The 22,672-nt window shown below is 45.9% G+C and carries 29 protein-coding genes; 7 read left to right on the forward strand and 22 right to left on the reverse strand.

Features of this window, described 5'->3' with window-relative positions:
- Window positions 1-15: 15 nt before the first annotated feature.
- Window positions 16-228 carry a twin transmembrane helix small protein gene (locus AOC19_RS08565; protein WP_215376027.1) on the forward strand — a complete coding sequence of 71 codons (213 nt, stop codon included), beginning with the start codon at window positions 16-18 and terminating at the stop codon, window positions 226-228.
- A 59-nt stretch (window positions 229-287) separates the two neighbouring features.
- Here AOC19_RS08565 and AOC19_RS08570 read toward each other — a convergent pair whose 3' ends face one another.
- The 7 genes from AOC19_RS08570 to AOC19_RS08600 form a co-directional block, all read right to left on the reverse strand.
- Entirely contained in the window at window positions 288-1,142 is an 855-nt protein-coding gene (locus AOC19_RS08570) for a cytochrome c oxidase subunit 3 (RefSeq protein ID WP_215376030.1), read from the reverse strand.
- Between the two features lie 29 nt (window positions 1,143-1,171).
- Window positions 1,172-1,366, reverse strand: a complete 195-nt coding sequence (locus AOC19_RS08575; protein WP_215376033.1) for a DUF2970 domain-containing protein — start codon at window positions 1,364-1,366, stop codon at window positions 1,172-1,174.
- Entirely contained in the window at window positions 1,363-1,956 is a 594-nt protein-coding gene (locus tag AOC19_RS08580) for a cytochrome c oxidase assembly protein (protein WP_215376035.1), read from the reverse strand. The genes AOC19_RS08575 and AOC19_RS08580 overlap by 4 nt, the downstream gene beginning before the upstream one ends.
- A 16-nt stretch (window positions 1,957-1,972) precedes the next feature.
- The gene (locus AOC19_RS09395; protein ID WP_435367672.1) at window positions 1,973-2,188 is read right to left on the reverse strand and encodes a cytochrome oxidase small assembly protein; all 216 of its coding nucleotides are present in this window, start codon (window positions 2,186-2,188) and stop codon (window positions 1,973-1,975) included.
- A complete protein-coding gene (gene ctaD / locus AOC19_RS08590) occupies window positions 2,088-3,707 on the reverse strand; it encodes a cytochrome c oxidase subunit I (RefSeq protein ID WP_215376041.1) in 1,620 nt (539 codons plus the stop codon). The genes AOC19_RS09395 and ctaD overlap by 101 nt, the downstream gene beginning before the upstream one ends.
- Before the next feature lie 40 nt (window positions 3,708-3,747).
- On the reverse strand, window positions 3,748-4,905 hold the full coding sequence (gene coxB / locus AOC19_RS08595; RefSeq protein WP_215376044.1) for a cytochrome c oxidase subunit II: 1,158 nt from the start codon (window positions 4,903-4,905) through the stop codon (window positions 3,748-3,750).
- 180 nt (window positions 4,906-5,085) lie between these two features.
- Window positions 5,086-5,889 carry a methyltransferase domain-containing protein gene (locus tag AOC19_RS08600; protein ID WP_251368021.1) on the reverse strand — a complete coding sequence of 268 codons (804 nt, stop codon included), beginning with the start codon at window positions 5,887-5,889 and terminating at the stop codon, window positions 5,086-5,088.
- A gap of 23 nt (window positions 5,890-5,912) precedes the next feature.
- Between AOC19_RS08600 and AOC19_RS08605 the strand changes: the two genes are divergently transcribed.
- Both AOC19_RS08605 and trmL read left to right on the forward strand, forming a co-directional pair.
- A complete protein-coding gene (locus AOC19_RS08605; RefSeq protein ID WP_215376047.1) occupies window positions 5,913-6,656 on the forward strand; it encodes a ComF family protein in 744 nt (247 codons plus the stop codon).
- A 10-nt stretch (window positions 6,657-6,666) separates the two neighbouring features.
- Entirely contained in the window at window positions 6,667-7,137 is a 471-nt protein-coding gene (gene trmL / locus AOC19_RS08610; RefSeq protein WP_215376050.1) for a tRNA (uridine(34)/cytosine(34)/5-carboxymethylaminomethyluridine(34)-2'-O)-methyltransferase TrmL, read from the forward strand.
- 5 nt (window positions 7,138-7,142) lie between these two features.
- Here trmL and AOC19_RS08615 read toward each other — a convergent pair whose 3' ends face one another.
- Genes AOC19_RS08615 through AOC19_RS08630 form a run of 4 tightly spaced genes read right to left on the reverse strand, consistent with a single transcriptional unit; the run spans window position 7,143 to window position 9,421 of the window.
- Entirely contained in the window at window positions 7,143-8,165 is a 1,023-nt protein-coding gene (locus AOC19_RS08615) for an NAD(P)H-dependent glycerol-3-phosphate dehydrogenase (RefSeq protein ID WP_215376053.1), read from the reverse strand.
- 26 nt (window positions 8,166-8,191) lie between these two features.
- Window positions 8,192-8,713 (reverse strand): protein-export chaperone SecB, encoded by a 522-nt coding sequence (secB, locus tag AOC19_RS08620; RefSeq protein ID WP_215376056.1) that lies wholly within the window; start codon window positions 8,711-8,713, stop codon window positions 8,192-8,194.
- 22 nt (window positions 8,714-8,735) lie between these two features.
- A complete protein-coding gene (grxC, locus tag AOC19_RS08625) occupies window positions 8,736-8,990 on the reverse strand; it encodes a glutaredoxin 3 (RefSeq protein ID WP_215376059.1) in 255 nt (84 codons plus the stop codon).
- A gap of 17 nt (window positions 8,991-9,007) precedes the next feature.
- A complete protein-coding gene (locus tag AOC19_RS08630; protein ID WP_215376062.1) occupies window positions 9,008-9,421 on the reverse strand; it encodes a rhodanese-like domain-containing protein in 414 nt (137 codons plus the stop codon).
- 22 nt (window positions 9,422-9,443) lie between these two features.
- Between AOC19_RS08630 and gpmA the strand changes: the two genes are divergently transcribed.
- From gpmA to AOC19_RS08645, 3 genes are read left to right on the forward strand one after another with little or no spacing between them, the layout of a single operon-like run.
- Window positions 9,444-10,133 carry a 2,3-diphosphoglycerate-dependent phosphoglycerate mutase gene (gene gpmA / locus AOC19_RS08635; protein WP_215376064.1) on the forward strand — a complete coding sequence of 230 codons (690 nt, stop codon included), beginning with the start codon at window positions 9,444-9,446 and terminating at the stop codon, window positions 10,131-10,133.
- A gap of 14 nt (window positions 10,134-10,147) precedes the next feature.
- Window positions 10,148-11,581 (forward strand): S41 family peptidase, encoded by a 1,434-nt coding sequence (locus AOC19_RS08640; protein ID WP_215376067.1) that lies wholly within the window; start codon window positions 10,148-10,150, stop codon window positions 11,579-11,581.
- A 22-nt stretch (window positions 11,582-11,603) separates the two neighbouring features.
- Entirely contained in the window at window positions 11,604-12,356 is a 753-nt protein-coding gene (locus AOC19_RS08645) for a HesA/MoeB/ThiF family protein (RefSeq protein ID WP_215376070.1), read from the forward strand.
- 29 nt (window positions 12,357-12,385) lie between these two features.
- Here the strand turns inward: AOC19_RS08645 and ptsP are convergent, their stop codons facing one another.
- The 8 genes from ptsP to AOC19_RS08685 form a co-directional block, all read right to left on the reverse strand.
- The gene (gene ptsP, locus AOC19_RS08650) at window positions 12,386-14,137 is read right to left on the reverse strand and encodes a phosphoenolpyruvate--protein phosphotransferase (protein WP_215376073.1); all 1,752 of its coding nucleotides are present in this window, start codon (window positions 14,135-14,137) and stop codon (window positions 12,386-12,388) included.
- 2 nt (window positions 14,138-14,139) lie between these two features.
- Window positions 14,140-14,409, reverse strand: coding sequence for an HPr family phosphocarrier protein (locus tag AOC19_RS08655; protein WP_215376075.1), 270 nt, complete (start codon window positions 14,407-14,409; stop codon window positions 14,140-14,142).
- Between the two features lie 8 nt (window positions 14,410-14,417).
- Complete coding sequence (locus tag AOC19_RS08660; protein WP_215376078.1) at window positions 14,418-14,852, reverse strand: PTS sugar transporter subunit IIA; 435 nt, start codon at window positions 14,850-14,852, stop codon at window positions 14,418-14,420.
- 2 nt (window positions 14,853-14,854) lie between these two features.
- Window positions 14,855-15,796, reverse strand: coding sequence for a glutathione synthase (gshB, locus tag AOC19_RS08665; RefSeq protein ID WP_215376081.1), 942 nt, complete (start codon window positions 15,794-15,796; stop codon window positions 14,855-14,857).
- 17 nt (window positions 15,797-15,813) lie between these two features.
- A complete protein-coding gene (gene gshA, locus AOC19_RS08670) occupies window positions 15,814-17,112 on the reverse strand; it encodes a glutamate--cysteine ligase (RefSeq protein WP_215376084.1) in 1,299 nt (432 codons plus the stop codon).
- 104 nt (window positions 17,113-17,216) lie between these two features.
- Window positions 17,217-18,680: an ammonium transporter gene (locus tag AOC19_RS08675; protein ID WP_215376087.1), complete on the reverse strand. Its 1,464-nt coding sequence runs from the start codon at window positions 18,678-18,680 to the stop codon at window positions 17,217-17,219.
- 13 nt (window positions 18,681-18,693) lie between these two features.
- Entirely contained in the window at window positions 18,694-19,032 is a 339-nt protein-coding gene (locus tag AOC19_RS08680) for a P-II family nitrogen regulator (RefSeq protein ID WP_011903792.1), read from the reverse strand.
- A gap of 25 nt (window positions 19,033-19,057) precedes the next feature.
- Window positions 19,058-19,888 (reverse strand): TorF family putative porin, encoded by an 831-nt coding sequence (locus AOC19_RS08685; protein ID WP_215376090.1) that lies wholly within the window; start codon window positions 19,886-19,888, stop codon window positions 19,058-19,060.
- Between the two features lie 262 nt (window positions 19,889-20,150).
- On the opposite strand from AOC19_RS08685, the gene AOC19_RS08690 reads away from it, so the two are divergent.
- Entirely contained in the window at window positions 20,151-20,405 is a 255-nt protein-coding gene (locus tag AOC19_RS08690) for an accessory factor UbiK family protein (RefSeq protein WP_015422110.1), read from the forward strand.
- 25 nt (window positions 20,406-20,430) lie between these two features.
- On the opposite strand, the gene AOC19_RS08695 is transcribed toward AOC19_RS08690, so the two are convergent.
- Genes AOC19_RS08695 through lipB form a run of 3 tightly spaced genes read right to left on the reverse strand, consistent with a single transcriptional unit; the run spans window position 20,431 to window position 22,668 of the window.
- A complete protein-coding gene (locus AOC19_RS08695; RefSeq protein WP_215376093.1) occupies window positions 20,431-21,006 on the reverse strand; it encodes a hypothetical protein in 576 nt (191 codons plus the stop codon).
- A 4-nt stretch (window positions 21,007-21,010) separates the two neighbouring features.
- Window positions 21,011-22,027, reverse strand: a complete 1,017-nt coding sequence (lipA, locus tag AOC19_RS08700; RefSeq protein WP_215376096.1) for a lipoyl synthase — start codon at window positions 22,025-22,027, stop codon at window positions 21,011-21,013.
- Window positions 22,024-22,668 (reverse strand): lipoyl(octanoyl) transferase LipB, encoded by a 645-nt coding sequence (gene lipB / locus AOC19_RS08705; protein ID WP_215376099.1) that lies wholly within the window; start codon window positions 22,666-22,668, stop codon window positions 22,024-22,026. The genes lipA and lipB overlap by 4 nt, the downstream gene beginning before the upstream one ends.
- Between the last annotated feature and the right edge of the window lie 4 nt (window positions 22,669-22,672).

The raw sequence follows: 22,672 nt of genomic DNA on the forward strand, positions 1-22,672 counted from the left end.
CAGGGGTATTTTGAGATGAAATGGATTATTCCAGTTGCACTGCTAATGATTGTAGGGAGCTTGGGCTCTGCACTCTACTTCATGATGAAAGACAAAGGCGGGAGCTCAAGAATGGTTCAGTCTCTCATGCTGCGTATTGGACTTTCAATAGTTCTGTTTCTTGGCATCTTGATTGCCCACTACTTTGGCTATATTGAAGCTACCGGTGTTCGGGTAGGAACAAACTAGGCAAAATAAAAACGGCAACCCAAAACAAATCGGGGCTTAACGCCCCGATTTTTATTTCCTTACATCCAGTAAACAGCGATGTAGAGGCCAAGCCAGACGACGTCAACGAAGTGCCAGTACCAAGCAGCACCTTCAAAGGCAAAATGGTTTTCAGCAGTAAAGTCACCACGGATCATACGACGCAACACAATCGCCAACATCAAGCCGCCAAGGAATACGTGGAAACCATGGAAGCCGGTCAACATAAAGAATGTTGAGCCATAGATACCTGAAGTTAGTTTCAAATTCAGGTCAGCATAAGCGTGATAGTACTCATAAACCTGGAAACCTAGGAAGATAAGGCCCAGTAGAACCGTAGCCGCCAAGCCATTAATGGCTTGCTTCATATGGTTCTCACGAATTGCATGGTGAGCGTAAGTCACTGTTACACCTGAGCTCAGGAGCAATAAGGTATTGATGGTTGGAATTGGCCACGGACCCATGGTCGTGAATTTCTCTACCAAGCCAGCTGGGCCATCATTAGGCCAAACAGCCTGGAAGTCAGGCCAAATTAATTTGCTTTCGACATCACCCATCCAAGGCATCGCAATGTTGCGTGCATAGAACAAAGCCGCAAAGAATGCGCCGAAGAACATAATCTCTGAAAAGATGAACCAAGCCATCGACCAGCGATAAGAAATATCTACGTTCACACCATTTTTGCCAGCATTAGACTCAGCAATAGTGTCCCCAAACCAGTTGTACAAAACGAATATCACCCAGAGCACACCGACTGCAGTTACTGGGCCGCCCCAAGCTGCATGGTTTACCCAACCAGACATACCGGCGCCAAAAGCAAGCAAACCTAAGGCCGCCGACGCTGGATGACTGGATAGTCCAGGAACGAAATAGTAAGGGGTTGAATTGGATGACATCTTATTCTCTCTATTCAATCAAAAAATAATCAATGGGATACAACTGCTTTAACTATCAACAGGAGTATGCCCATAAAAATCAAGGCACCCACAACTCCCGCAATAACAATGTGGACAAAACTTAATGAAGCTACATCTTCCTGCAATCCTGATTTTTTACGCACGCCCAAGAAGGCCCACAATACAGCGATCATCGATTGCATAAAAGTACTTTTCTTACTCATGACGCCGTTTTCGATTTAGGAGTTGTTGAGCCTGCTGGCTGCTGACCAACCCCCAATTCAAAGAAGGTGTACGACAAGGTAATGGTTTTCACATCAGCGGGTAGTCCCGCATCAATCACAAACACCACTGGCATCTTCTTCATTTCATGAGGCGCCAAAGTTTGCTGCTGAAAACAAAAACAATCTAACTTAGTGAAGAACTCCATGGCACTTTTAGGTGCGTAACTCGGAATAGCTTGAGCGTCTACAGAGCGGCTCAAATTATTTGTTACCTCATAAACAATCTCGGTCATTTCGCCAGGATGAACTTCTAAAAAGTTTTTTACTGGGCGAAACGTAAAAGGTCCGCGGCTATTGGAATCAAACTCGATAGTCACCTTACGGGAATAGTCCACTTGAGTATTGCCAACCTTATTGGCGCTATAGGCTCGAATCCCGTAATCGTTCTTGCTAGTGACGACGTTAATACCGGTCACTTCGCACAAAGCTTTATACATTGGCACTAGTGCATAACCAAAACCAAACATCATCACTGAAGCGATCAAGAGCTTCAGCAAGATTTGGCGGTTAACGGAGGCAATAGCAGACATGATTATTCAGCGGGCTTTAACCCAATAAGCCCCGTTTAATCAGGATGCCGAGGAAGAACACGACGACGACACTTAAAAGAATAAAACCCAATCTGCGGTTACTGGCAGATTGGGATTTGTGTGCGGCTAGTTTAGATTCCTGCAGCATGTAACTCTGCAGCAGTTGGAGGTGTTTCAAATGTGTGGTGTGGCGCTGGTGATGGCACTGTCCACTCCAAACCTTTAGCACCATCCCATGGCTTCATTGAAGCTTTTTCGCCCTTGCCGTTGTAAGCTGGCAAAACAACGAAAAGCAAGAAGTAAACCTGAGACAAACCAAAACCAAGCGCGCCAATAGAGGCAATCGTGTTGAAATCAGCGAACTGAGTTGGGTAGTCAGCGTAACGACGTGGCATACCTGCTAAGCCCAAGAAGTGCATTGGGAAGAAGGTGATGTTAAAGAAAATCATGGAAGTCCAGAAATGGATCTTGCCGCGAGTTTCATTAGCCATGTAGCCAGTCCACTTTGGACACCAGTAATAGAAACCAGCAAACATGGCAAACAATGAGCCAGCTACCAAAACATAGTGGAAGTGGGCAACTACGTAGTATGTATCTTGTAAGCCAATATCAATTGGTGCCATCGCTAGAATCAATCCAGTGAAGCCACCCATTGTGAATACGAAAATAAATCCAACTGACCACAACATTGGAGTTTCAAAGGTCATGGAACCTTTCCACATAGTTGCAACCCAGTTAAAAATCTTGACGCCTGTTGGAACTGCAATCAACATCGTGGCGTACATAAAGAACAGTTGGCCAGTAACCGGCATACCAGTTGCAAACATGTGGTGAGCCCAAACGATGAATGACAAGATCGCAATAGATGCGGTTGCATAAACCATTGAGCTATAGCCAAACAAAGTTTTTCTTGAAAAAGCAGGAATGATTTCGCTCACGATTCCAAATGCCGGAAGAATCATGATGTAAACCTCAGGGTGACCAAAGAACCAGAAAATATGCTGGAACATAATTGGATCACCACCACCAACTGCAGAGAAGAAAGAAGTGCCGAAGTGACGATCTGTCAAAACCATGGTGATCGCGCCTGCCAATACCGGCATCACAGCGATTAACAAGTAAGCAGTAATCAACCATGTCCAGCAGAACATTGGCATCTTCATCAAAGTTAAGCCAGGAGCGCGCATATTCAAGATGGTCACGATGATGTTAATCGAGCCCATGATTGAAGAGGCACCCAACAAATGGAGTGCAAAGATGGCCATATCTAAACCTGGGCCCATCTGTGATGTCAGTGGAGCATATAAAGTCCAACCGCCAGCAGGAGCGCCACCAGGGGCTAAGAATGAACCAAATAACAAGCAAGCAGCTACTGGCAAAATCCAGAAGCTAAAGTTATTCATACGTGCGAAAGCCATATCTGATGCGCCGATTTGAACGGGGATCATCCAGTTCGCAAATCCAACGAATGCAGGCATGATCGCGCCGAACACCATCACCAAACCGTGCATCGTAGTTAACTGATTGAAGAACTCAGGTCGCAAGAATTGCAGGCCCGGTTGGAATAGCTCCAAACGAATACCCAAAGCCATCACGCCACCAGCCAACAAGCTAATGAATGAGAAGATCAAATACATCGTACCGATGTCTTTGTGATTCGTTGCGAACAACCAACGACGCCAGCCATGTGGCGTGTGATCATCGTGTGCGTGATCGTGTGCGTGATCGTGGGTGGTAGAGACTGTGCTCATGGATTACTCCAGTTTAGTTTGATCTGTATTAATAAATAAATTACTTGCCAGCGCGCGCAGAAACAATATCTTGGGTTTGAATAATCTCGCCCGTTTTATTGCCCCAAGCATTGCGGGTGTAGGTCATAACAGCAGCAATATCGCCATCAGAAATCACACCAGCCCACTTCGGCATTGCACCCTTACCATTGATAAGAATGTCGTATTGAGCCGCTTTTGGTCCAAGAACCATCTTGCTGCCATCAAGTGCTGGGAATGCACCCGCACCTTTGCCATTTGGCTGGTGGCAAGCTGCGCAGTTGGCTGCATAGACCTTAGCGCCACGCTCTTTTTGCTCATCCAAGGTGTAAACCTTGGTTGGATCATCAGAAGCCGCGCCCATTTCTTTTTTCTTCTCGTTTACCCACTTGGTGTAATCCTCTTGGGAAACTACTCTCACTACGATCGGCATAAAAGCGTGCTGTGCACCGCATAACTCCGAACATTGACCGCGGAAAGTGCCGATCTTATCTGCACGGAACCAGGTATCGCGGACAAAACCAGGAATCGCATCTTGCTTTACGCCAAAGGCTGGAACTGCCCACGCATGAATCACGTCATTTGCAGTGGTAATCATGCGAATCTTTTTGCCAACTGGGACAACCATTTCGTTGTCTACTTCCATCAAATACGTATTTGATTTTGCTTCCAAGTTATTAATGGCTTCACGTGGTGTGGATAAGGTGGATAAAAAGCTAATACCTTCACCCTCACCCTTAATGTAGTCGTAACCCCACTTCCACTGATAACCAGTGGTCTTAATGGTGATATCAGAATTGGTTGTGTCTTTCATCGCTACAACTGTTTTTGTTGCAGGCAAAGCCATACCGATAACAATCAACAATGGAATCACCGTCCAGATAATCTCAACAGTGGTGCTTTCGTGGAAAGAAGCAGATTTAGCACCCAAAGATTTACGGTGCTTGAGGATGGAATAGAACATCACCCCAAAAACACCAACAAAAATCAGTGCGCAAATAATCAACATCATCCAATGCAACCAATGGATTTCTTGCATGATTTTGGTCGCCGCGGGGGTAAAGTTCAGCTGGTTTACAGCCGGACCACCTGGCATATCTTCTGATGCCTGTGCAATTGCAGTGCCAAAGGCTGCTACTAAGTAGAGCGAAGCCCTAGTGACTTTTCCAAATAAATTCATCTTATTCTCTGTTTATTGTCATGAGCTTCTGCAGCAATACAGCTTCAGAAAGCCCAAAAAAACGGTATCAAGCAATTCAACTAGCGCTAATTATAGGGTTATTTAGACTCAACAACAAACCAGCTGAACTGGGCTAGCCTCAATCTTGGCAATGGTTTAAAAGATAGTGAATACTCACACTTAAGCAGAATCACTCCTAGTCTTGCGTCCGATTTGGTTTAGATCAATATAAGCGACATGATCTTGTGATTTAGCAAGGTGCTTACCCAAAGCCCAGGCATGCCCATAAATCACTTCTAAGGTCAGTTTTTTGGGTAATAAAGTAGTTAAGGGGCTATTTTGATCAATAGGATCAAGCAAATGGAGTGCCTTGGCATCTGAGAGCAGGATGTCATCACTGTCATAGTCCAGTCCCAAGAACTCCATATCCATGACTGGGTCTGAGAAGCGCTCACCCAGCAAAGCATCCCCCATATCGTGCATATCCCAAGGGCTAGCCAAGCTCTTGAGCGGTAATTGCTGAGTCAACATCTCGGATCGAAGTTCTTTAGCGGTATCCGGACCTAGATAACTGAAAGTCAGCAATCCACCCTCCTTCAGTACCCGCCAGCACTCTTGCAAAAAATGCTCGGGATCAGATAAGTCTTGAATGAAAAGAACGCTCACTACTAAATCGACAGAATTACTAGGGAGGTTGATGCGGCCTGTTTTTTTGTAGTCATTAAGTGAAATCACAGATGCCGATTTCATTCTTGAATTCCACAATCGAGCCGTCCGTAATTTCAATAAATCAAAACCCGTTATTTGAGATTCCGGTGCACTATGAAAGCGAAGGCCTGGAAAACGTTTCGTCAGAAAAGGAGCATGCGCTCCAGGGAAATCTGGAAGTAACAAGACGTCCTTTACTTCTAGCTTAACGATGTCTAATTTTTGCAACATGCGAGCTGCAATTTCATCCTGAAGCCATCTAATTGATTGGGTCATTCGCTCAGTATACTCAGCGACCCATGCGAACAATAGAGAATATTTTCGAAGTTATTTCTTCTCGCTTATTGCCAAGTGCTTGCATTGTTTGCGGCGTGTTTGGGCAACGTACGGTCTGCGTTGACTGCTCTTCTCGACTTGCCTTAGAGCAACTATTGAATTACGAATGTTGTCAGCAGTGCGGGCTCACTCTTCAAGTAAGCGAACTCAAAGATAAACGTTGTCAAGAGTGTGCCTTCAATGCACCCTACTTTGATCAGACCTTTTGCCTTGATCGCTACGATGGCAGACTGCAATCCGCTTTGCATCAATTGAAATATCAACGACGACTTGCTTACGCTCACGGACTGGCATCAGCATGGAATCATCTCATGCCCAAAGACCTCCATTCTTTACAAGCAGACTTTTTACTTCCGGTACCACTCAGTCCGGAAAAATTGTGTTTACGTGGTTTTAATCAAAGTTGGGAATTAGCCAGGCGAATTCATTGTGACAAACGCATTCATAAAAACCCGCACATTCTGAAGCGCCATCATCACAACCGACATCAGGCTTCTGAAAATCGTGCCAATCGTCAACTCGCTATTCAAGATATGTTCTTCATCAACCCTCGATATCAAGGCCAACTGGCGTCGACCTCAGTAATCGTATTTGATGATGTCATGACAAGCGGGGCAACCTTGAATGAAATCGCTCGCGTATTGAAGGACAATGGCGTATCTCGTGTTATTAATTGGGTTCTACTAAGAACACTTCGTCCATCGTAAAGATCTGAGCATGTTTAACATTGTTTTATTCGAACCAGAAATTCCGCCCAATACAGGCAACATCATTCGCCTGTGTGCAAACACAGGTGCAAAACTCCATCTCATCGAGCCGCTTGGCTTCCCCATGGAAGATGCCAAACTTCGTAGAGCAGGGCTGGACTATCACGAGTTTGCCAAAGTAAAAGTTCATAAAAACTGGTCGCAGTTTCTTGCTGATGAACAGCCTAAGCCAGAACATATTTTTGCCTTGACCACTAAGGGGTCTGGCAAGTTTCATGATGGCAAATATTCGCCCGAAGATTATTTTGTTTTTGGCTCAGAAACCAAAGGCATTACTGAAGAAGTGAGAAATTCGATCCCAGCGCCCAATCAAATGCGCTTAGCGATGCAAGATAGTAGCCGTAGCCTGAATCTCTCGAACACGGTAGCAATTGTGGTTTATGAAGCTTGGCGCCAAAACGGATTACTTGGCGGAAGTTAAGAAGCTTAAACTTCAACCTTGGGGTCGCGACCCATCAGCTTTTTTACCGCCTCATGCGGTGACAGTTTTCCAGACAAGACTTCGCCCATCATGGCAGTAATTGGCATCTCGACACCCAGACGTGTCGCTAAATTGCCAACCGCGGAGGCGCACAAGACGCCTTCAGCCACATGTCCTAAGCTACCCAAGATTTCAGGTAAAGGCTTTCCTTCCGCAAGCGCCAAACCAACACGACGATTACGCGAGAGATCGCCAGTGGCAGTCAATATCAAATCTCCTACGCCAGTCAGCCCCATACAAGTCTCTGGCCGGCCGCCAGCAGCCTTTACTAAGCGCATCATTTCTGCGAGGCCACGAGTTAATACTGCAGCACGAGCATTTAAACCAAGGTCTAGGCCATCACCAATACCAGCAGCAATTGCCAGGACGTTTTTAATCGCACCACCCAGCTCAACTCCAACCAAATCGTCACTGGCATAGATACGCATATTGCCGTGATGAAAAGCGCCCTGAACAATGTCACATAAGGTATTTGATTTACTAGCAATCGTTAATGCGCAGGGCATGCCATTGCCAACTTCTTGCGCAAAACTAGGTCCAGATAAAGCACCGTAAGAATGCTGAAGGCCATGACTATGTAACTGATCTTCGCGCGCTACTACTTGGTGTGGTAACAAAGTAGTGCTGGGCTCTAAGCCCTTGCACAACCAAACGATATTCAGCGGGTGCTTTGTGAGGCGCAGTACCTGAGCTACTGTTTCTGACAAACCTGACATTGGAGTTGCAATCACCAAAAGATCATTCTCAGAAAGGCGTTCAATGGCACTGTCAAAATTCACTTCTAATTGCAAGCCTTTAGGCAAGATGACGCCAGGCAAATAATCCACGTTCTCGCCCGACTTTTGAATACCTTCTAACTGCTTAGCGCTTCTTGACCACAAACACACGTCGCCTGACTGAAGATGGCGCGCTGCTTGCGCTGCCATAGCAGTGCCCCATGAACCAGCTCCAAGCAGCGTCACTTTCATGATCTGTGGGCTTTAATTAAATCAACTTAGTGAGGAAGAATGATTTTGCTTTCATCGGCAGATTCACCTTCCGTTGCAGCTGCTTGGGCAGCCTGCATCAGGCGGTGTTCATACATGCCGTGGAAATTAATCTCATTTAAATGGATAGGCTGGAAACCTGCGCGGCTAATGGTGTCAGCAATATTGGAGCGCAAGTAAGGATACAAAATCGTTGGGCAAGCAATACCTAACATCGGATCAATTTGCTCCGGAGGGATATTGCTAAATTCAAAAATACCTGCTTGCTTCGCCTCAACCAAAAACAGTGCCTTGCTATCAACTTTGGCAGTTACTGTCGCAATTAAAGCAACTTCAAAAATCTCATCACCCAAACGAGTAACAGCAACATCTACCTCAACCTCTACTTGAGGCTCAGCTGAAACCAATAAAATCTGTGGGGCATGTGGCTGTTCTAAAGATAAATCCTTGAGGTAGATCCGCTGAATACGGAAACCAGGCTCTTTTGAGTTATCAGCTGCATCTGGAGTGGAGGTAGTTTGTTCAGTCATGGAAAACTTTCTGAGTAATTTTTTAAGCCAATAGTGGATCAAGTTGACCGGCACGATCTAAGGCTACTAGATCGTCATAACCACCAACATGGGTTTCACCAATATAAATTTGCGGCACTGTGCGACGGCCCGTACGAGTCATCATGATCTCGCGCTGCGCAGGATCGCGATCAATCAAGATCTTCTCTAGATTTGCAACGCCTTTCTTCTGCAATAGCTTCTCCGCCATAACGCAGTAGGGGCAAACTTGGGTGCTGTACATTGTGACTGGTGGCATAACTGAGACCCGCTGAATTATTTAACTAATGGCAGAGCTGCAGCCTGCCAACCTTGAACGCCGCCATCTAAGACCGCAACCTCCATAAATCCTAGCTTCTTCAATTCAGGAACGATTTTGCGGGCGCTGACACCGGATTCGCACACCAAAACGATGGGGTTTTTACGGTCCAGCTTAAGCTTATCAATTCCAGATGGAATTTGCTCGGCCAAAATATGTTTTGCTCCAGGCAAATGACCAGCCCTGAAGTCAGATTCTGGGCGTAAGTCCAAAACGGCCGCTTTGCGGCGATTCATCCAAATAGTTGCTTCCGTAGGCGATAAGCCTTTTCCGCTAATAAGCGTAGATAATGTGGGAAGGAAGAGCGCTGCGCCCGAAACTAGCAGGAGGGCGATAAGCGCTAAATTATCAATTTGCGTGAGAAAGTTCATCACCGGATTATAGAATGGCTCTATGAAACAACTTGTCCTTATTCGTCATGGCGAATCTGCCTGGAACCTTGAAAACCGCTTCACTGGCTGGGCGGACGTTGACTTAACCCCAAAAGGCACTGAACAAGCACTTGCCGCAGGTGAAAACCTGCGCAAAGCAGGCTATGAGTTTGATGTAGCCTACACCTCAGTCCTCAGAAGAGCTATCCGCACTCTATGGCATGTCCAAGACACCATGGATCTCATGTGGTTGCCTGTAGTTCATAGCTGGAGACTAAACGAGCGTCACTACGGCGCGCTGACCGGACTCAATAAAGCTGAAACTGCCCAACAGTATGGAGATGCTCAGGTTCATATTTGGCGCCGTTCCTATGATGTTCGCCCGCCACTCCTAGAAAAAGGTGATGAGCGTAATCCGCAAAATGATCGCCGTTACGAAAAACTGAGCGCCTCTGACATTCCCTTAGGCGAGTGCCTAAAAGATAACGTTGAGCGTGTATTACCCCTTTGGAACGAATCTATCGCCCCCGCCCTGAAGGCAGGTAAGCGCGTATTACTAGTTGCACACGGCAATAGTATTCGCTCTTTAATTAAGTATCTTGACCAGGTTTCTGACGAAGACATTATGGAAATCAACGTTCCTAATGGCATCCCGCTTGTTTATGAGCTCGATGACAACCTCAAACCCATTCAGCATTTTTATTTGGATTAAGGTAAAACAGAAACATGCGCGTATTTTTCAAGAACTTTGCCCTAGTTTCTGTTGGCCTCATCGCCGGGGTTGCAGCCACCATTCAATTGTCCGCTACTGCCCAGCAGAACACGACGCTACCTCTAGACGAACTACGCACTCTATCCAATGTCTTTGCTCAAATCAAACGTGAGTATGTTGAGCCGATTGAAGATAAACAGTTACTGACCGATGCCGTCAAAGGCATGGTGAGCAGTCTTGACCCGCACTCTACCTATCTTGATAAAAAAGATTTTTCTGAAATGCAAGAGCAAACTAGCGGTAAGTTTGCTGGTCTTGGTATTGAAATTACTTCAGAAGACGGCGTGGTGAAGGTACTTAACCCAATTGAAGATAGCCCTGCAGCACGTGCCGGCTTGCAAGCCGGCGATCTCATTACTCGCTTAGATGACAAACCTGTTCGAGGCATGTCGCTGGATAAAGCGGTACGCACCATGCGCGGTACACCGGGTACAAAAATTACTCTGACTGTCTTCCGTAAAAGTGAAGAGCGCAGCTTTCCAGTAACTATTACCCGCGCTGAAATTAAAGTGCAGTCAGTCAAAGCCAAAATTTTAGACAACAACATTGCCTGGGTCAGAGTAACGAGCTTTCAAGAACGCACTGTTCCTGATCTCGCTAAAAAATTAGCTGAGCTTGCGAACCAAGATCCGAAAATGAAGGGCATCATTCTTGACCTCAGAAACAATGGTGGTGGCTTGTTGCAAGGCGCAGTCGGTGTTGCTGCTGCCTTCTTGCCAGCAGATGCTGTGATTGTTTCTACCAAAGGTCAGACAGCTGACTCAAAGCAAGTATTCAATGCAACGCCGGCAATGTATCGCCTGAGCGAGCCTGGTGATCCTTTATCCAGCGTACCGGCGATGTATAAAAAATTACCAATGGTAGTTTTGGTAAACGCCTATTCCGCATCAGCCTCTGAAATTGTGGCTGGCGCTTTGCAGGATTACAAACGTGCAACGATTATTGGCAAGACTACTTTTGGCAAAGGCTCCGTGCAAACAGTCCGCCCCCTTACTAATGATTCCGCACTCAAGATCACTACGGCTTATTACTACACGCCAAGTGGTAAATCGATTCAGGCCTACGGCATCAAGCCGGATATCGCAGTAGATCAAAATAAAGATGGCGATCCTGATGATGTATTAATCACTCGCGAGATCGACAGTGAGAAGCATTTGCGTAATAAGCAATCTTCAGAAGAAAAGCTTGTTGCTGATCGCGAGAAACGCCGCCTAGAGGAGTTACAGCGCATCGAAGAAAAAAATGCCAAGAAGACTCCTGAAGAGAAAGAAAAAGATAAGGCCAAAAAGCCTGTCGAACTTGGCAGCGCGGACGACTTCATGCTTTCTCAGGCAGTTGCATTTATTAATGGCGAGCCTGTGAAACGCTCTGCCTCCAAGCTAGAGTAAGTTCTAGCTATTAGGCATAGATATGAATGATGAGCAGCTACTTCGCTACTCGCGGCATTTACTGCTAGATGAAATTGATGTTGCTGGCCAAGAAAAACTGCTTGGCTCGCACATCCTCATTATTGGTGCCGGTGGCTTAGGTAGTGCTGCTGCGCCTTATTTAGCTGCGGCTGGAGTGGGGCAAATAACACTAGTCGATCATGACAAAGTTGAGCTCACCAATTTGCAACGCCAAATCATGCATACCCAAAAATCGATTGGTCAATACAAGGTGGATTCGGGTAAACATTTTTTACAGAGCATCAATCCCACACTCATAATTAATGCAATCTCAGAGAAAGCATCAGAGAATTTATTAAAAGAAGTATTGCCAACAGTGGATCTTGTTTTAGATTGCACGGATAACTTTGCTACCCGTCAGCTGATCAATGCGAGCTGCTTCACACATCAAGTGCCACTCGTCTCTGGATCTGCCCTTAAATTTGATGGTCAATTAAGCGTCTTTGATTTTCGTAATGACGCATCACCCTGCTATGCCTGCCTCTTCTCCCCAGCCGATCAGCCTGAGGAAGTGAGCTGTGCCAGTATGGGAATCTTCTCCCCTTTGGTGGGCATTATTGGCGCCATGCAGGCAGCGCAAGCACTACAGGTATTGATTGGCTTTGGTCAGCCTTTAGTGGGAAGAATGCTGCTGTGGAATGCGCTGAACACTCAAATTGACGAGATTCGCATCTCGGGAAATCCTGAGTGCTTAGTTTGCGGTCAAATGCACTAAGCCCTGCAGCCTCACAAATTCGGAATAATTTAAGAGAGCAATTTTTCTAGTGCCTCAGCCTGCTCTTCAGGTTCAATCGCTTTGAGCACTGCACCAATTCGGGACTTAAGTAAACCAACATCAGCTCTCAAGATTTCACGCTTGACCAATAGTAGTTGGCTAAAGTGCATAGAGAAGTCGGTCAAACCCAAGCCTAGCAATAGCTTAGTCATTGAAGGATCACCCGCCATCTCTCCGCACACTGCTACCGGGATGTTGGCCCGCTTAGCTTGATCAATGATGTTGAATAACAAATTCAGAATAGCTGGGTGATAAGGGTCGTAGAGATGCGCAACCGCATGATCTGCTCGGTCAATAGCCAGGGTGTACTGAATTAAATCATTAGTACCAATCGATAAGAAATCAAAGCGATTAATAAATAAAGGTAATACCAAAGCAGCCGCAGGAATCTCAATCATGGCGCCCACTTGAATGTTGGGATTAAATGCCTGACCACGTTGATGCAACTGTTGCTTGGCTTTTTCAATCAACCGTAAGGTCTCATCAATCTCTTTGACATGGGCTAGCATGGGAATCATGATCCGTGCCTGTCCATGCGCTGAAGCCCTCAAGATTGCTCGCAACTGCGTTAAAAAGATCTCCGGCTCAGTCAAAGACCAGCGAATAGCGCGCAAACCAAGAGGTGAGGTACCGGTCTCAGATAGATCAGAACCCGAACCCAGCGCTTTATCTGCACCTACGTCAATCGTGCGAATGTTGACTGGTAAACCATGCATCAGATCCACTACACGACGATATTCTTGATATTGCTGCTCTTCATCTGGAAGCGCTTGCTTGCGATCCATGAATAAAAACTCTGACCGAAATAGACCCACACCAATGGCGCCCAAATCTACCGCTTGAGTAGCGTCTTCTGGTAATTCAATATTGGCCAACAATTCAATTGCAACATGATCAACCGTAGTGGTGCGTGAGTGCTTTAGTTCTTGTAACTTACGGGTCTCTTGAATGGCCTTCTCTTGTAAAAGACGGTATTCAGATAGCAACTGCTCATCAGGCGCAACGACGACGACACCATGCTCACCATCAATCACTAACCAATCGCCATGACGAATCATCTCGCTGGCATGGCGCACACCGACTACCGCAGGAATTTCCATACTGCGGGCAACAATTGCTGTGTGCGAAGTCTTGCCACCTAAGTCTGTCACAAATCCAGTAAAGGCATGCTCTTTGAAGCGCAACATGTCATGTGGTGCAATATCGTGCGCCACGATAATGGCATCTACCCCAACATCACTTGGTGACAATAAATCAGAATCACCTAAAGCATCTTTTTGCTGAGCATTCAGGGCTTTAAGCACCCGCTCTGCCACTTGGCGAATATCGTTGGCTCGCTCTTTTAAATATGCATCTTCAATCTCTGCAAATTGCTCCAGAAGATCATTGAGCTCGGTAGTCAAGGCCCAAGCAGCATTCAAGCGTTGCGTACGAATCAGCTTCAGCGGCTTTTCAGCTAAGGCTGGATCTGCAAGAATCATGCCATGCACGTCCAAGAACGCAGCCATTTCTTGTGGTGCATCCTTTGGCAAACCTTGACGTAACTGTGCAAGCTCTAGGCGCACTTGCTCAAAAGCATCCAATAACTTTTTGGCCTCAGCCTCCTCTTTGCCAGCTTCAATGAGGTAATGACTAACTTCTAATGCTGCACGTGAAATCAGTACGGCTTTGCCAATGGCAATGCCTTTAGATACTGCAATTCCGTGCAAAGCAAAAGTCATCCTTATTCGCCCTCACCAAATCGATCATTAATCAATGCAGTTAAAGCCTGCATTGCTTCATCCTCTTTCTCGCCAATAGTTTCAATTGTGACCGTACTGCCAATACCAGCAGCCAGCATCATGACGCCCATAATGCTCTTGGCATTAATTTGGCGTCCATTGCGGGATAAAAAGATTTCACAAGGAAATTCGGCAGCAAGCTGAGATAACTTCGCAGATGCACGAGCATGCAATCCCAGCTTGTTAATGATTTCAATTTCAGCAACAGGCATAGTGAGTCCTATTTCTCCGTAGTGGCTTGTGGTGTTTTAGTGCCTAAGCGCAGAATTCCATTTTGACCACCTAGAAGCGCCTTTTTAGCCAGCTCTTCCAAGTCCTCACCACGATGAGAGATGCAGCGCATCAGCATCGGTAGATTTAATCCAGCCAAGACAATCACGGGTGCATTTAAACCGGATAATGGTCCCAAAGCTTCAAGCTTAGATGCCACATTAGCTGGGGTCGCGCCCATGACATCAGTCAGTATTAAAACGCCCTGTCCTGTGTTAACTCCATAGGCCGCTTTCAACAATCGGTCGAAGCTGGCTTTTGTATCTTCGTAGGGCGGAATATCAACAGCCCTTACCCTCTCTGGCACCACACCAAATGCATGCTCAGCAAAACCAAGCATCGCGCTTGCTACTGGGGTGTGGGCAACTATAACGATTCCAACCATGTTTATGCCAATGCCTTTTCAAGCGCTGTTAACCAAAATTTCGGAACATCAAATCCGCTTTGCTCAGTAATTTCTACAAAACACGTTGGGCTAGTCACATTAATTTCGGTGACATATGCGCCAATTAAATCCAATCCTACCAAGAACAAGCCGCGGGCATTCAATACAGGGGCAAGACGCTCTGCAACCTTTATCTCAGCATCTGTTAGTGCCATAGCTACCCCTTTGCCACCGGCAGCTAGGTTGCCTCTAATTTCACTGCCTTGTGGAATGCGGGCTAGTGCAAATGGCACCACCTCACCACCGATCAGCAACACTCGTTTATCGCCTTGGGATATTTCTGGCAAGAATCTTTGCACCATAAGAGTACGCGCACCATTTTCACCAAGCGTCTCAACGATGCTGGCAAGATTTAAACCATCGGGCCCCACGCGAAATACGCCCATGCCACCCATACCATCGAGGGGCTTAATGACAATATCTTGATACTCTTGATGAAATACTTCAATCGCACTGAGTTCACGTGTCACTAAAGTTGGTGGAATGAGTTCCGGAAACTCTGTGATAGATATCTTTTCGGAGTGATCCCGAATAGCTGTTGGATTATTAAAAACTTTCGCACCCTGACGAACGGCAGCTGACAATAGCCAAGTGGTATTGAGATATTCAATATCAAACGGTGGATCAGTACGCATCATGACTGCGTTAAAGGTATTTAATGGGCGATCTTCTATGGGACCCAATTCAAACCAGGATGTACTGCTTGGCTTAATTTCGAGGGACTGACAATCAGCCACTACAAAGTCATCTCTCCAGAGAATATTTCGACTTTCGCAAAACCAAAGTTGGTGTCCTGCTTCTTGCGCAACTCGCATCATTGCCAAGGTAGAGTCTTTACTAATCTTAAAAGACTCTAGAGGATCAGCAATGAAAAGAAAGTTCATTTCAATATTCGAGTAAGTTAAGCAGCTTCAGCATTAGGATCGGAGCGCTCTAACTCTAAGGAGGCTGCCAACAAAGCTAGGCGAGCGACAACGCCATAGAGATAAAAGCGATTGGGAGGTGCGCTACCAGGCTTAGCGCCCAGATCTGGAATGGAGTTTTGCTCGAATGCCAAAGGTACAAAATGCATTCCCGGCGCGTTCAGATTCTCATCAGGGCCACGGTCTGTATGCACTCGATAGAAGCCACCGATTACATAGCGGTCAATCATGTACACCACGGGCTCAGCAACTGCCTCATTCACCTTCTCAAAGGTATACACGCCTTCCTGAATCAAGACATCGCTTACTTCAAGGCCTTCTTTGACAACACTCATCTTGTTGCGGTCTTTACGATTCAAACCTTTTAGCTGAGCAGGATCATTCACCACCATCACACCCATGCCATATGTACCAGCATCTGCTTTGACAACGACATATGGTTTTTCTTTAATACCGTACTCACGGTATTTCTTCGCAGTTTTCTTGAGAACTTTCTCTACAGCTGCTTGCAATTCTTCCTCACCTTTGCGCTCATGAAAATTTACATTAGAGCAACTAGCAAAGTAAGGATTAATCATCCATGGATCGATATCTACTACCTTCGCAAATTTTTTGGCGACCTCATCATATGCAGCAAAGTGATTTGATTTGCGACGAACATGCCAACCTGCATGCAGGCCTGGCAAGAGATATTGCTCGTGCAGATTTTCTAAGATCGGAGGAATACCCGCCGATAAATCATTGTTCAGCAGAATTGAGCATGGATCAAAATCTTTTAGTCCGAGACGTTGCTTCTTCAAACCCAAACGAGATAGCGGTTCCATCAAGAGACGATTACCATCGGGTAAATCAATCCAAGTTGGTTTTTTTATTTCGTCAGACAAAGTGCCAAGGCGGACATTGAGACCCGATTGACGCAAGATTGATGATAGGCGCGCAATGTTCTGCAAATAGAACGTATTGCGAGTATGTCGCTCGGGTATCAATAGTAAATTTTTTGCCTCAGGGCAAATCTTCTCAATCGCAGCCATAGCAGCCTGAACAGCTAAAGGCAGCATTTGGGGCGAGAGATTATTAAAACCGCCCGGAAAGAGGTTGGTATCAACCGGTGCAAGCTTAAAGCCTGCATTACGCAGATCTACGGAACAGTAGAACGGCGGAGTGTGCTCCTGCCATTCAAGCCTGAACCAGCGCTCAATCGTTGGGGTTGCTTCTAATACCTTCGACTCGAGATCGAGAAGAGGGCCGCTAAGGGCAGTGATGAGATGTGGAACCATTTCACCATTGTAAGATTTTTAAAAGAAAGACGCGGAATCCGAGGATCCCGCGCTTAAAAACCGGGCAGCCAACTAAAGCCGCCCAGAAGGGGTAAAAACGCTAATTAAGACTCGTAAGCGGACTCACCGTGGGAGCTGATATCCAAACCTTCGCGCTCTTCATCTTCCTTAACGCGCAGGCCGATCACGATATCCACTAATTTGAAGGCGATATAAGAAACTACGCCAGACCAAATCAGGGTAACAATCACGCCTTGGCTCTGAATCCACAGTTGGCTAGCAATAGAGTAATCAGGGGCTGCAGCATTAGCTACGTAATCCCAAATACCTGTTCCGCCCAAAGCTGGATCTGCGAACACACCAGTTAACAATGCGCCTAAGATACCGCCAACGCCATGCACACCGAATACGTCCAAGCTGTCGTCTGAACCCAACATCTTCTTGAGACCAGAAACACCCCATAAGCAAACTACGCCAGCAAGAGCACCGATTACGAGTGCGCCCATTGGGCCAACAAAACCAGCAGCTGGAGTAATTGCAACTAAACCACCTACGCAACCAGATGCAGCACCCAACATAGAAGGCTTGCCTTTTGTAATCCACTCAGCAAATGACCAGCCCAATACTGCAGCTGCTGTTGCCAACAATGTATTTACGAATGCCAAGACTGCACTTCCGTTTGCTTCCAGAGCAGAACCCGCATTGAAGCCAAACCAACCGAACCACAACAGTGAAGCACCAATCATGACGAACACTAAGTTATGTGGCTTCATCGCTTCTTTACCGTAACCCAAACGTTTGCCGATTACAAATGAACCTACCAAACCTGCAATCGCAGCATTGATGTGAACAACGGTACCACCAGCAAAGTCGAGAACACCTTTCTGCCACAACCAACCAGCACGAGCTGTAATAGCTTCGAGTGATGCAGCATCTTTAATGTCATCAGGACCGGGCCAGAACCAAACCATGTGAGCGATTGGTAAGTAGCTAAAAGTGAACCACAAAATCACAAACAAAATGATTGCGGAGAACTTTGCACGCTCAGCAAATGCACCAACGATCAAGCAGCAAGTAATCGTTGCAAAGGCAGCTTGGAAGGCCATAAATACAAACTCAGGAATCACAACACCCTTACTAAAGGTAGCTGCAACTGAGTCAGGAGTAATGCCCTGCAAAAACAAGCGATCTAATCCGCCAATGAATGCGCCGCCTTCACTAAATGCAAAGCTATATCCATAAAGAGACCATAAAACAGTCACCAATGAAAAGACAAACATGCACTGTACGAGTACAGAAAGAATGTTCTTACTGCGTGTTAAGCCGCCGTAGAACAGAGCCAAACCAGGCAATGTCATCAAGATTACCAATGCAGTACACACTAATAACCAAGCTGTATCAGCCTTGTTAGGAACCAATGCAGGAGCGGCTGCAACTGCTGCCGCTGCTGCTGCAGCCACTGGCTTTGCTTCATCAGCAAAAGCTGGTGAAGCTACCATCACACTAGTTGCGCCAATAGCCAAGGCCATTGCGCTTCCAGCTAGGAGTCGTTTCATCCAAGTTAACATTTTGAACCTCTCTTTAAAGTGCTGACGCGCCGGTTTCACCGGTACGAATACGAATGACGTGTTCAACTGGAGAGACAAAAATCTTGCCATCACCAATTTTTCCAGTACGGGCAGATTTTTCAATTGCTTCAATCGCTCGCTCCAAGATGCCATCTTCAACAGCAGCTTCAATTTTTACTTTAGGTAAAAAGTCGACAACATACTCAGCACCGCGATATAACTCAGTGTGACCCTTTTGACGACCAAAGCCTTTAACTTCAGTGACGGTGATGCCCGAAACTCCCACTTCCGAGAGAGCTTCGCGCACTTCGTCAAGCTTGAAGGGCTTGATGATTGCGGTAATTAATTTCATACGTTTCTCCGTTCAGAGGAAGGAATTAGAAAGTTTTTGTAAGTGTAAGAACGCCTGTTGAACCAGCTAAATTCTTACCCGTTGGTGATACATAGTTGTATACACCTGAAGAATTTTTTCCTGCGTTAGTACCGATATAAGCAGCAGCTAAAGATAGGCCGCCACCAAAGTCCTTTGTTACGCCCAATTTCCAATCGGTATAGCTATATAAACTGGAGTTAGATGTACCGGCGACAGATCCAGCAATATATTGGTAACCAACGTGTGCATTTACTCCAAGTCCCCAAACGCCAGTATCGTAGTTAACTGTCAAATCAGGATAGTAAGAGCCGGAGCTGTTTTGATTTCCAAATGTATTGGTTACTGCATAAGAAAACTTCAAGAAACCAGTTACCGGGCCGAATGTATAGTTTTGAGCTGCATAAATCTCTGTTGTATTTGGATTTACATTGGTGCCGGAAAAGTTTCCGGTTGTTGGATAGTAGTACTGCAATACACCTAAGTCAGACGCAAAACCTTCGCCAATTAATTCCTTTTTTACACCAGCATAAAAATCCATCTCAATGCTTGAGGCTACTGAAGGGTTTAGGTTATTTACCCAAGAGATTGAACTATTCCAGTTACCAATGTAGAAGCCACTCTCATGAGCGTAGTCAAAGCCACCTTGAATAGCTGGTCTCAAGTTCGACTGGGAGACACCACGATAGCGGTAGTCGCTTACCAAAGAAACGTTAGCTGTAATTGGGCTGACTTCTGGAGCCGCTGGCGCAGCTGCAGGAGCTGATTGTGCAAACGCTGCAGTTGTAAATAAGCCAGATGCTGCGAGAGCGATGGCTGTCTTTTGAATAGTTTTCATGTGTTGCTCCTTGCTGTGTGTAATGAAAAAGGGATAAATGCTTTATTGCATGGAGTAATCATGAATCTCGGCCACCCTTCTAATTTGGTGCAATTCCCCTAATTAAGGCCTATGCCCCCCTTTAGTGCGTATATTTGCACCAATTTGGTTCATTTTGGTGCGATTGCAGCATTTTTGGCTGGTTCTGCCTGTTTTTGGCCCAACAACATAAAATAGATTCTGTATCTTTTAAGCAACTTTCAACAGAACGGCGGGCAGCATTATGCAAAAACCAGGCGAAATCCTAGAACAAATCCAGCGCATTGCTAGCGATATGCAGAACAAGGTTGGGGATGCTATTCGCAATTCACCTGCACAAGAGATTGAAAAGAATGTGCGTGCAATGATGAATCAGGGATTTCAGAAAATGGACTTAGTTACTCGTGAAGAGTTTGATCTGCAATCTAAGGTGCTGGCCAAGACTAGAGAAAAGTTAGAAGCTCTAGAAGCCAAAGTAGCCGCCCTAGAAAAATCTTAAACAGAATTTCAGTTTCGTCTAGAAACTATTCTGGACGAAACTCATCAAAGAAGTTGGAGTAAGCCTCTTCAGAGAAAAATTGTTTTGCATCCACCCTTGCTGGAGCAGCATGCAAAACCGAGATCTGATAAATCCATGTCCCATTATTTGGCGCAATCCTGGTAATCCAACGTACACGCATTGATTGCTCTACTGCACCAGTAGATTTAAATTCCAAGAAGTAATCCTTAGTGGCAATACGCTGTTTGTTTGCAGTCTGATAAAGAGTGTCTGTACTAAGCGCACTTTCCAAACTGACATTCGCACGATTTAATAAATTGCCCTGTAATTGCTCTAACAATTTAGGCACCAGGGTAGCTTGATCCTTACTCAAGCGAATCGTACTTATAGAATAAATATCATCCTCAATTTTTACCGCTTCTAAGGTTTGAGGAATTTCTTGATTTACGTAGGACAGTCGTCGCTCCATTTTTTCAGGCTTACCTGGAAATAAAGCGCTATAGCCTTCTTGAGGAGACTGTACAGTCCGCCAATCTAACTTGGGGCTACAAGCGGTAAGTAGAAATGCAAGTGCTAGGACTACACCAAACTTTTGGAGCATGAGTTTAGACAACGCCTGCACTGTGGGCTTGTTGATCAGCATGGTAGCTAGAGCGCACCATTGCACCCACGGCGGCATGTGAGAAGCCCATGGCATAAGCCTCTGCCTCGAAATGCTTAAACACATCTGGGTGAACATAGCGCTGTACTGGGAGGTGGTGACCTGATGGAGCTAAGTACTGTCCAATCGTCAGCATATCGATATTGTGCTCACGCATATCACGCATCACTTCCAAAATTTCTTCGTCTGTCTCACCCAAACCAACCATCAAGCCACTCTTGGTTGGAATATGTGGGAAGCGCTCTTTAAAGTCTTTTAATAACTTTAATGAGTGCGCGTAGTCTGCACCGGGACGAGCTTGCTTATAGAGACGAGGTACGGTTTCTAGATTGTGGTTCATTACATCGGGCAAACCTTGTGGTGCGTGCTCAGAAAAAATATCCAAAGCTTTATCTAGGCGACCACGAAAATCGGGAACCAAGACTTCAATACGCGTACCTGGTGAAAGATCTCGTGATTGAGAAATACAGTCCACATAATGCATAGCACCGCCATCACGTAAATCATCACGATCTACGCTGGTAATCACCACATAATTTAATTTCAGGGCCGCGATCGTACGCGCTAAATTGCTGGGCTCTTTAGTGTCTAGTGGATCTGGTCTGCCATGGCCTACATCACAAAATGGGCAACGACGTGTACATTTGTCGCCCATGATCATGAAGGTAGCAGTGCCCTTGCCAAAGCACTCTCCAATATTGGGGCAACTCGCCTCTTCACATACTGTCACCAACTCATTCTCACGCAAGATTTTTTTGATCTCGTTAAAGCGAGAATTGCCTGAAGCAGCTTTGACGCGAATCCAGTCTGGCTTTTTGAGTACTTGCTCCAAAGGCACGATCTTGATTGGAATACGCGCAGTTTTCTCACTCGACTTCTGTTTACGTGAAGCATCGTAATTAAGGTCTTGGCGACTATTGCTAGTAGTGGCGGTATCGAGGTCCGGCTTATTGGTAGTCATGATGGAATCAGTTGCTTTTGCAAATGCCCTAAAAGGGTTTGGCTAATAATGTCTATATTGTCCTTGATCCCAAGGGTTTGCATATCTACTGTCCTTAAGCCCTCATACCCACATGGGTGAATGCGGGAAAAAGCGGCCAGATCAGTCGATACATTGAGGGCAAGCCCATGATAGGAGCACCCTTTTGAGACTTTGAGGCCCAAAGCAGCAATCTTTGCACCCCGATACTCCAATGAAACTCCGCTCTCCCGAGCAATATAAATACCGGGCGCACCAGCATGTCTTTCTGCCTGAATGCCAAAATCTGCCAGGGTATCAATTAAGGCTTGCTCAATTCGGGAGACAAGTTCTTTTACAAAAATCCCCAAACGCCGCAGATCGAGCAATAGATACACCACGATTTGCCCAGGGCCGTGATAAGTAATCTCACCACCGCGATCTACCTGCACTAGGGGAATTTGATTGCTAGGGGAGTGTAAGTTACTCGCATCTCCAGCTAAACCTAGTGTAAATACTGGAGGATGTTCCAGAATCCAAATTTCATCTGGAGTATTGCTATCTCGCTTCTGCGTAAAATCCCGCATCGCTTGATAGCTTGACTCGTAGTCAGCTACCCCTAAATGTTTTACTAAAAAACTCATGCAA

The sequence above is a fragment of the Polynucleobacter asymbioticus genome, assembly GCF_018687575.1.
In the GTDB taxonomy this organism is placed as follows: domain Bacteria; phylum Pseudomonadota; class Gammaproteobacteria; order Burkholderiales; family Burkholderiaceae; genus Polynucleobacter; species Polynucleobacter asymbioticus_C.

Excerpts from the sequence above, each read along its gene's own strand:
- AOC19_RS08640 (WP_215376067.1), top strand. The coding sequence starts at position 10,148 with ATGCGCGTATTTTTCAAGAACTTTGCCCTAGTTTCTGTTGGCCTCATC.
- AOC19_RS08615 (WP_215376053.1), bottom strand. The coding sequence starts at position 8,165 with ATGAAAGTGACGCTGCTTGGAGCTGGTTCATGGGGCACTGCTATGGCA.
- AOC19_RS08570 (WP_215376030.1), bottom strand. The coding sequence starts at position 1,142 with ATGTCATCCAATTCAACCCCTTACTATTTCGTTCCTGGACTATCCAGT.
- lipB (WP_215376099.1), bottom strand. The coding sequence starts at position 22,668 with ATGAGTTTTTTAGTAAAACATTTAGGGGTAGCTGACTACGAGTCAAGC.
- AOC19_RS08660 (WP_215376078.1), bottom strand. The coding sequence starts at position 14,852 with ATGGTTGGAATCGTTATAGTTGCCCACACCCCAGTAGCAAGCGCGATG.
- grxC (WP_215376059.1), bottom strand. The coding sequence starts at position 8,990 with ATGCCACCAGTCACAATGTACAGCACCCAAGTTTGCCCCTACTGCGTT.
- ctaD (WP_215376041.1), bottom strand. The coding sequence starts at position 3,707 with ATGAGCACAGTCTCTACCACCCACGATCACGCACACGATCACGCACAC.
- AOC19_RS08630 (WP_215376062.1), bottom strand. The coding sequence starts at position 9,421 with ATGAACTTTCTCACGCAAATTGATAATTTAGCGCTTATCGCCCTCCTG.
- AOC19_RS08685 (WP_215376090.1), bottom strand. The coding sequence starts at position 19,888 with ATGAAAACTATTCAAAAGACAGCCATCGCTCTCGCAGCATCTGGCTTA.
- gshB (WP_215376081.1), bottom strand. The coding sequence starts at position 15,796 with ATGAACTTTCTTTTCATTGCTGATCCTCTAGAGTCTTTTAAGATTAGT.
- AOC19_RS08695 (WP_215376093.1), bottom strand. The coding sequence starts at position 21,006 with ATGCTCCAAAAGTTTGGTGTAGTCCTAGCACTTGCATTTCTACTTACC.
- secB (WP_215376056.1), bottom strand. The coding sequence starts at position 8,713 with ATGACTGAACAAACTACCTCCACTCCAGATGCAGCTGATAACTCAAAA.
- gshA (WP_215376084.1), bottom strand. The coding sequence starts at position 17,112 with ATGGTTCCACATCTCATCACTGCCCTTAGCGGCCCTCTTCTCGATCTC.
- AOC19_RS08675 (WP_215376087.1), bottom strand. The coding sequence starts at position 18,680 with ATGTTAACTTGGATGAAACGACTCCTAGCTGGAAGCGCAATGGCCTTG.
- AOC19_RS08655 (WP_215376075.1), bottom strand. The coding sequence starts at position 14,409 with ATGCCTGTTGCTGAAATTGAAATCATTAACAAGCTGGGATTGCATGCT.
- gpmA (WP_215376064.1), top strand. The coding sequence starts at position 9,444 with ATGAAACAACTTGTCCTTATTCGTCATGGCGAATCTGCCTGGAACCTT.
- coxB (WP_215376044.1), bottom strand. The coding sequence starts at position 4,905 with ATGAATTTATTTGGAAAAGTCACTAGGGCTTCGCTCTACTTAGTAGCA.
- trmL (WP_215376050.1), top strand. The coding sequence starts at position 6,667 with ATGTTTAACATTGTTTTATTCGAACCAGAAATTCCGCCCAATACAGGC.
- AOC19_RS08680 (WP_011903792.1), bottom strand. The coding sequence starts at position 19,032 with ATGAAATTAATTACCGCAATCATCAAGCCCTTCAAGCTTGACGAAGTG.
- AOC19_RS08605 (WP_215376047.1), top strand. The coding sequence starts at position 5,913 with ATGCGAACAATAGAGAATATTTTCGAAGTTATTTCTTCTCGCTTATTG.
- AOC19_RS08565 (WP_215376027.1), top strand. The coding sequence starts at position 16 with ATGAAATGGATTATTCCAGTTGCACTGCTAATGATTGTAGGGAGCTTG.
- lipA (WP_215376096.1), bottom strand. The coding sequence starts at position 22,027 with ATGACTACCAATAAGCCGGACCTCGATACCGCCACTACTAGCAATAGT.
- AOC19_RS08575 (WP_215376033.1), bottom strand. The coding sequence starts at position 1,366 with ATGAGTAAGAAAAGTACTTTTATGCAATCGATGATCGCTGTATTGTGG.
- AOC19_RS08580 (WP_215376035.1), bottom strand. The coding sequence starts at position 1,956 with ATGTCTGCTATTGCCTCCGTTAACCGCCAAATCTTGCTGAAGCTCTTG.
- AOC19_RS08690 (WP_015422110.1), top strand. The coding sequence starts at position 20,151 with ATGCAAAAACCAGGCGAAATCCTAGAACAAATCCAGCGCATTGCTAGC.
- AOC19_RS08645 (WP_215376070.1), top strand. The coding sequence starts at position 11,604 with ATGAATGATGAGCAGCTACTTCGCTACTCGCGGCATTTACTGCTAGAT.
- AOC19_RS09395 (WP_435367672.1), bottom strand. The coding sequence starts at position 2,188 with ATGGTGCTAAAGGTTTGGAGTGGACAGTGCCATCACCAGCGCCACACC.
- ptsP (WP_215376073.1), bottom strand. The coding sequence starts at position 14,137 with ATGACTTTTGCTTTGCACGGAATTGCAGTATCTAAAGGCATTGCCATT.
- AOC19_RS08600 (WP_251368021.1), bottom strand. The coding sequence starts at position 5,889 with ATGACCCAATCAATTAGATGGCTTCAGGATGAAATTGCAGCTCGCATG.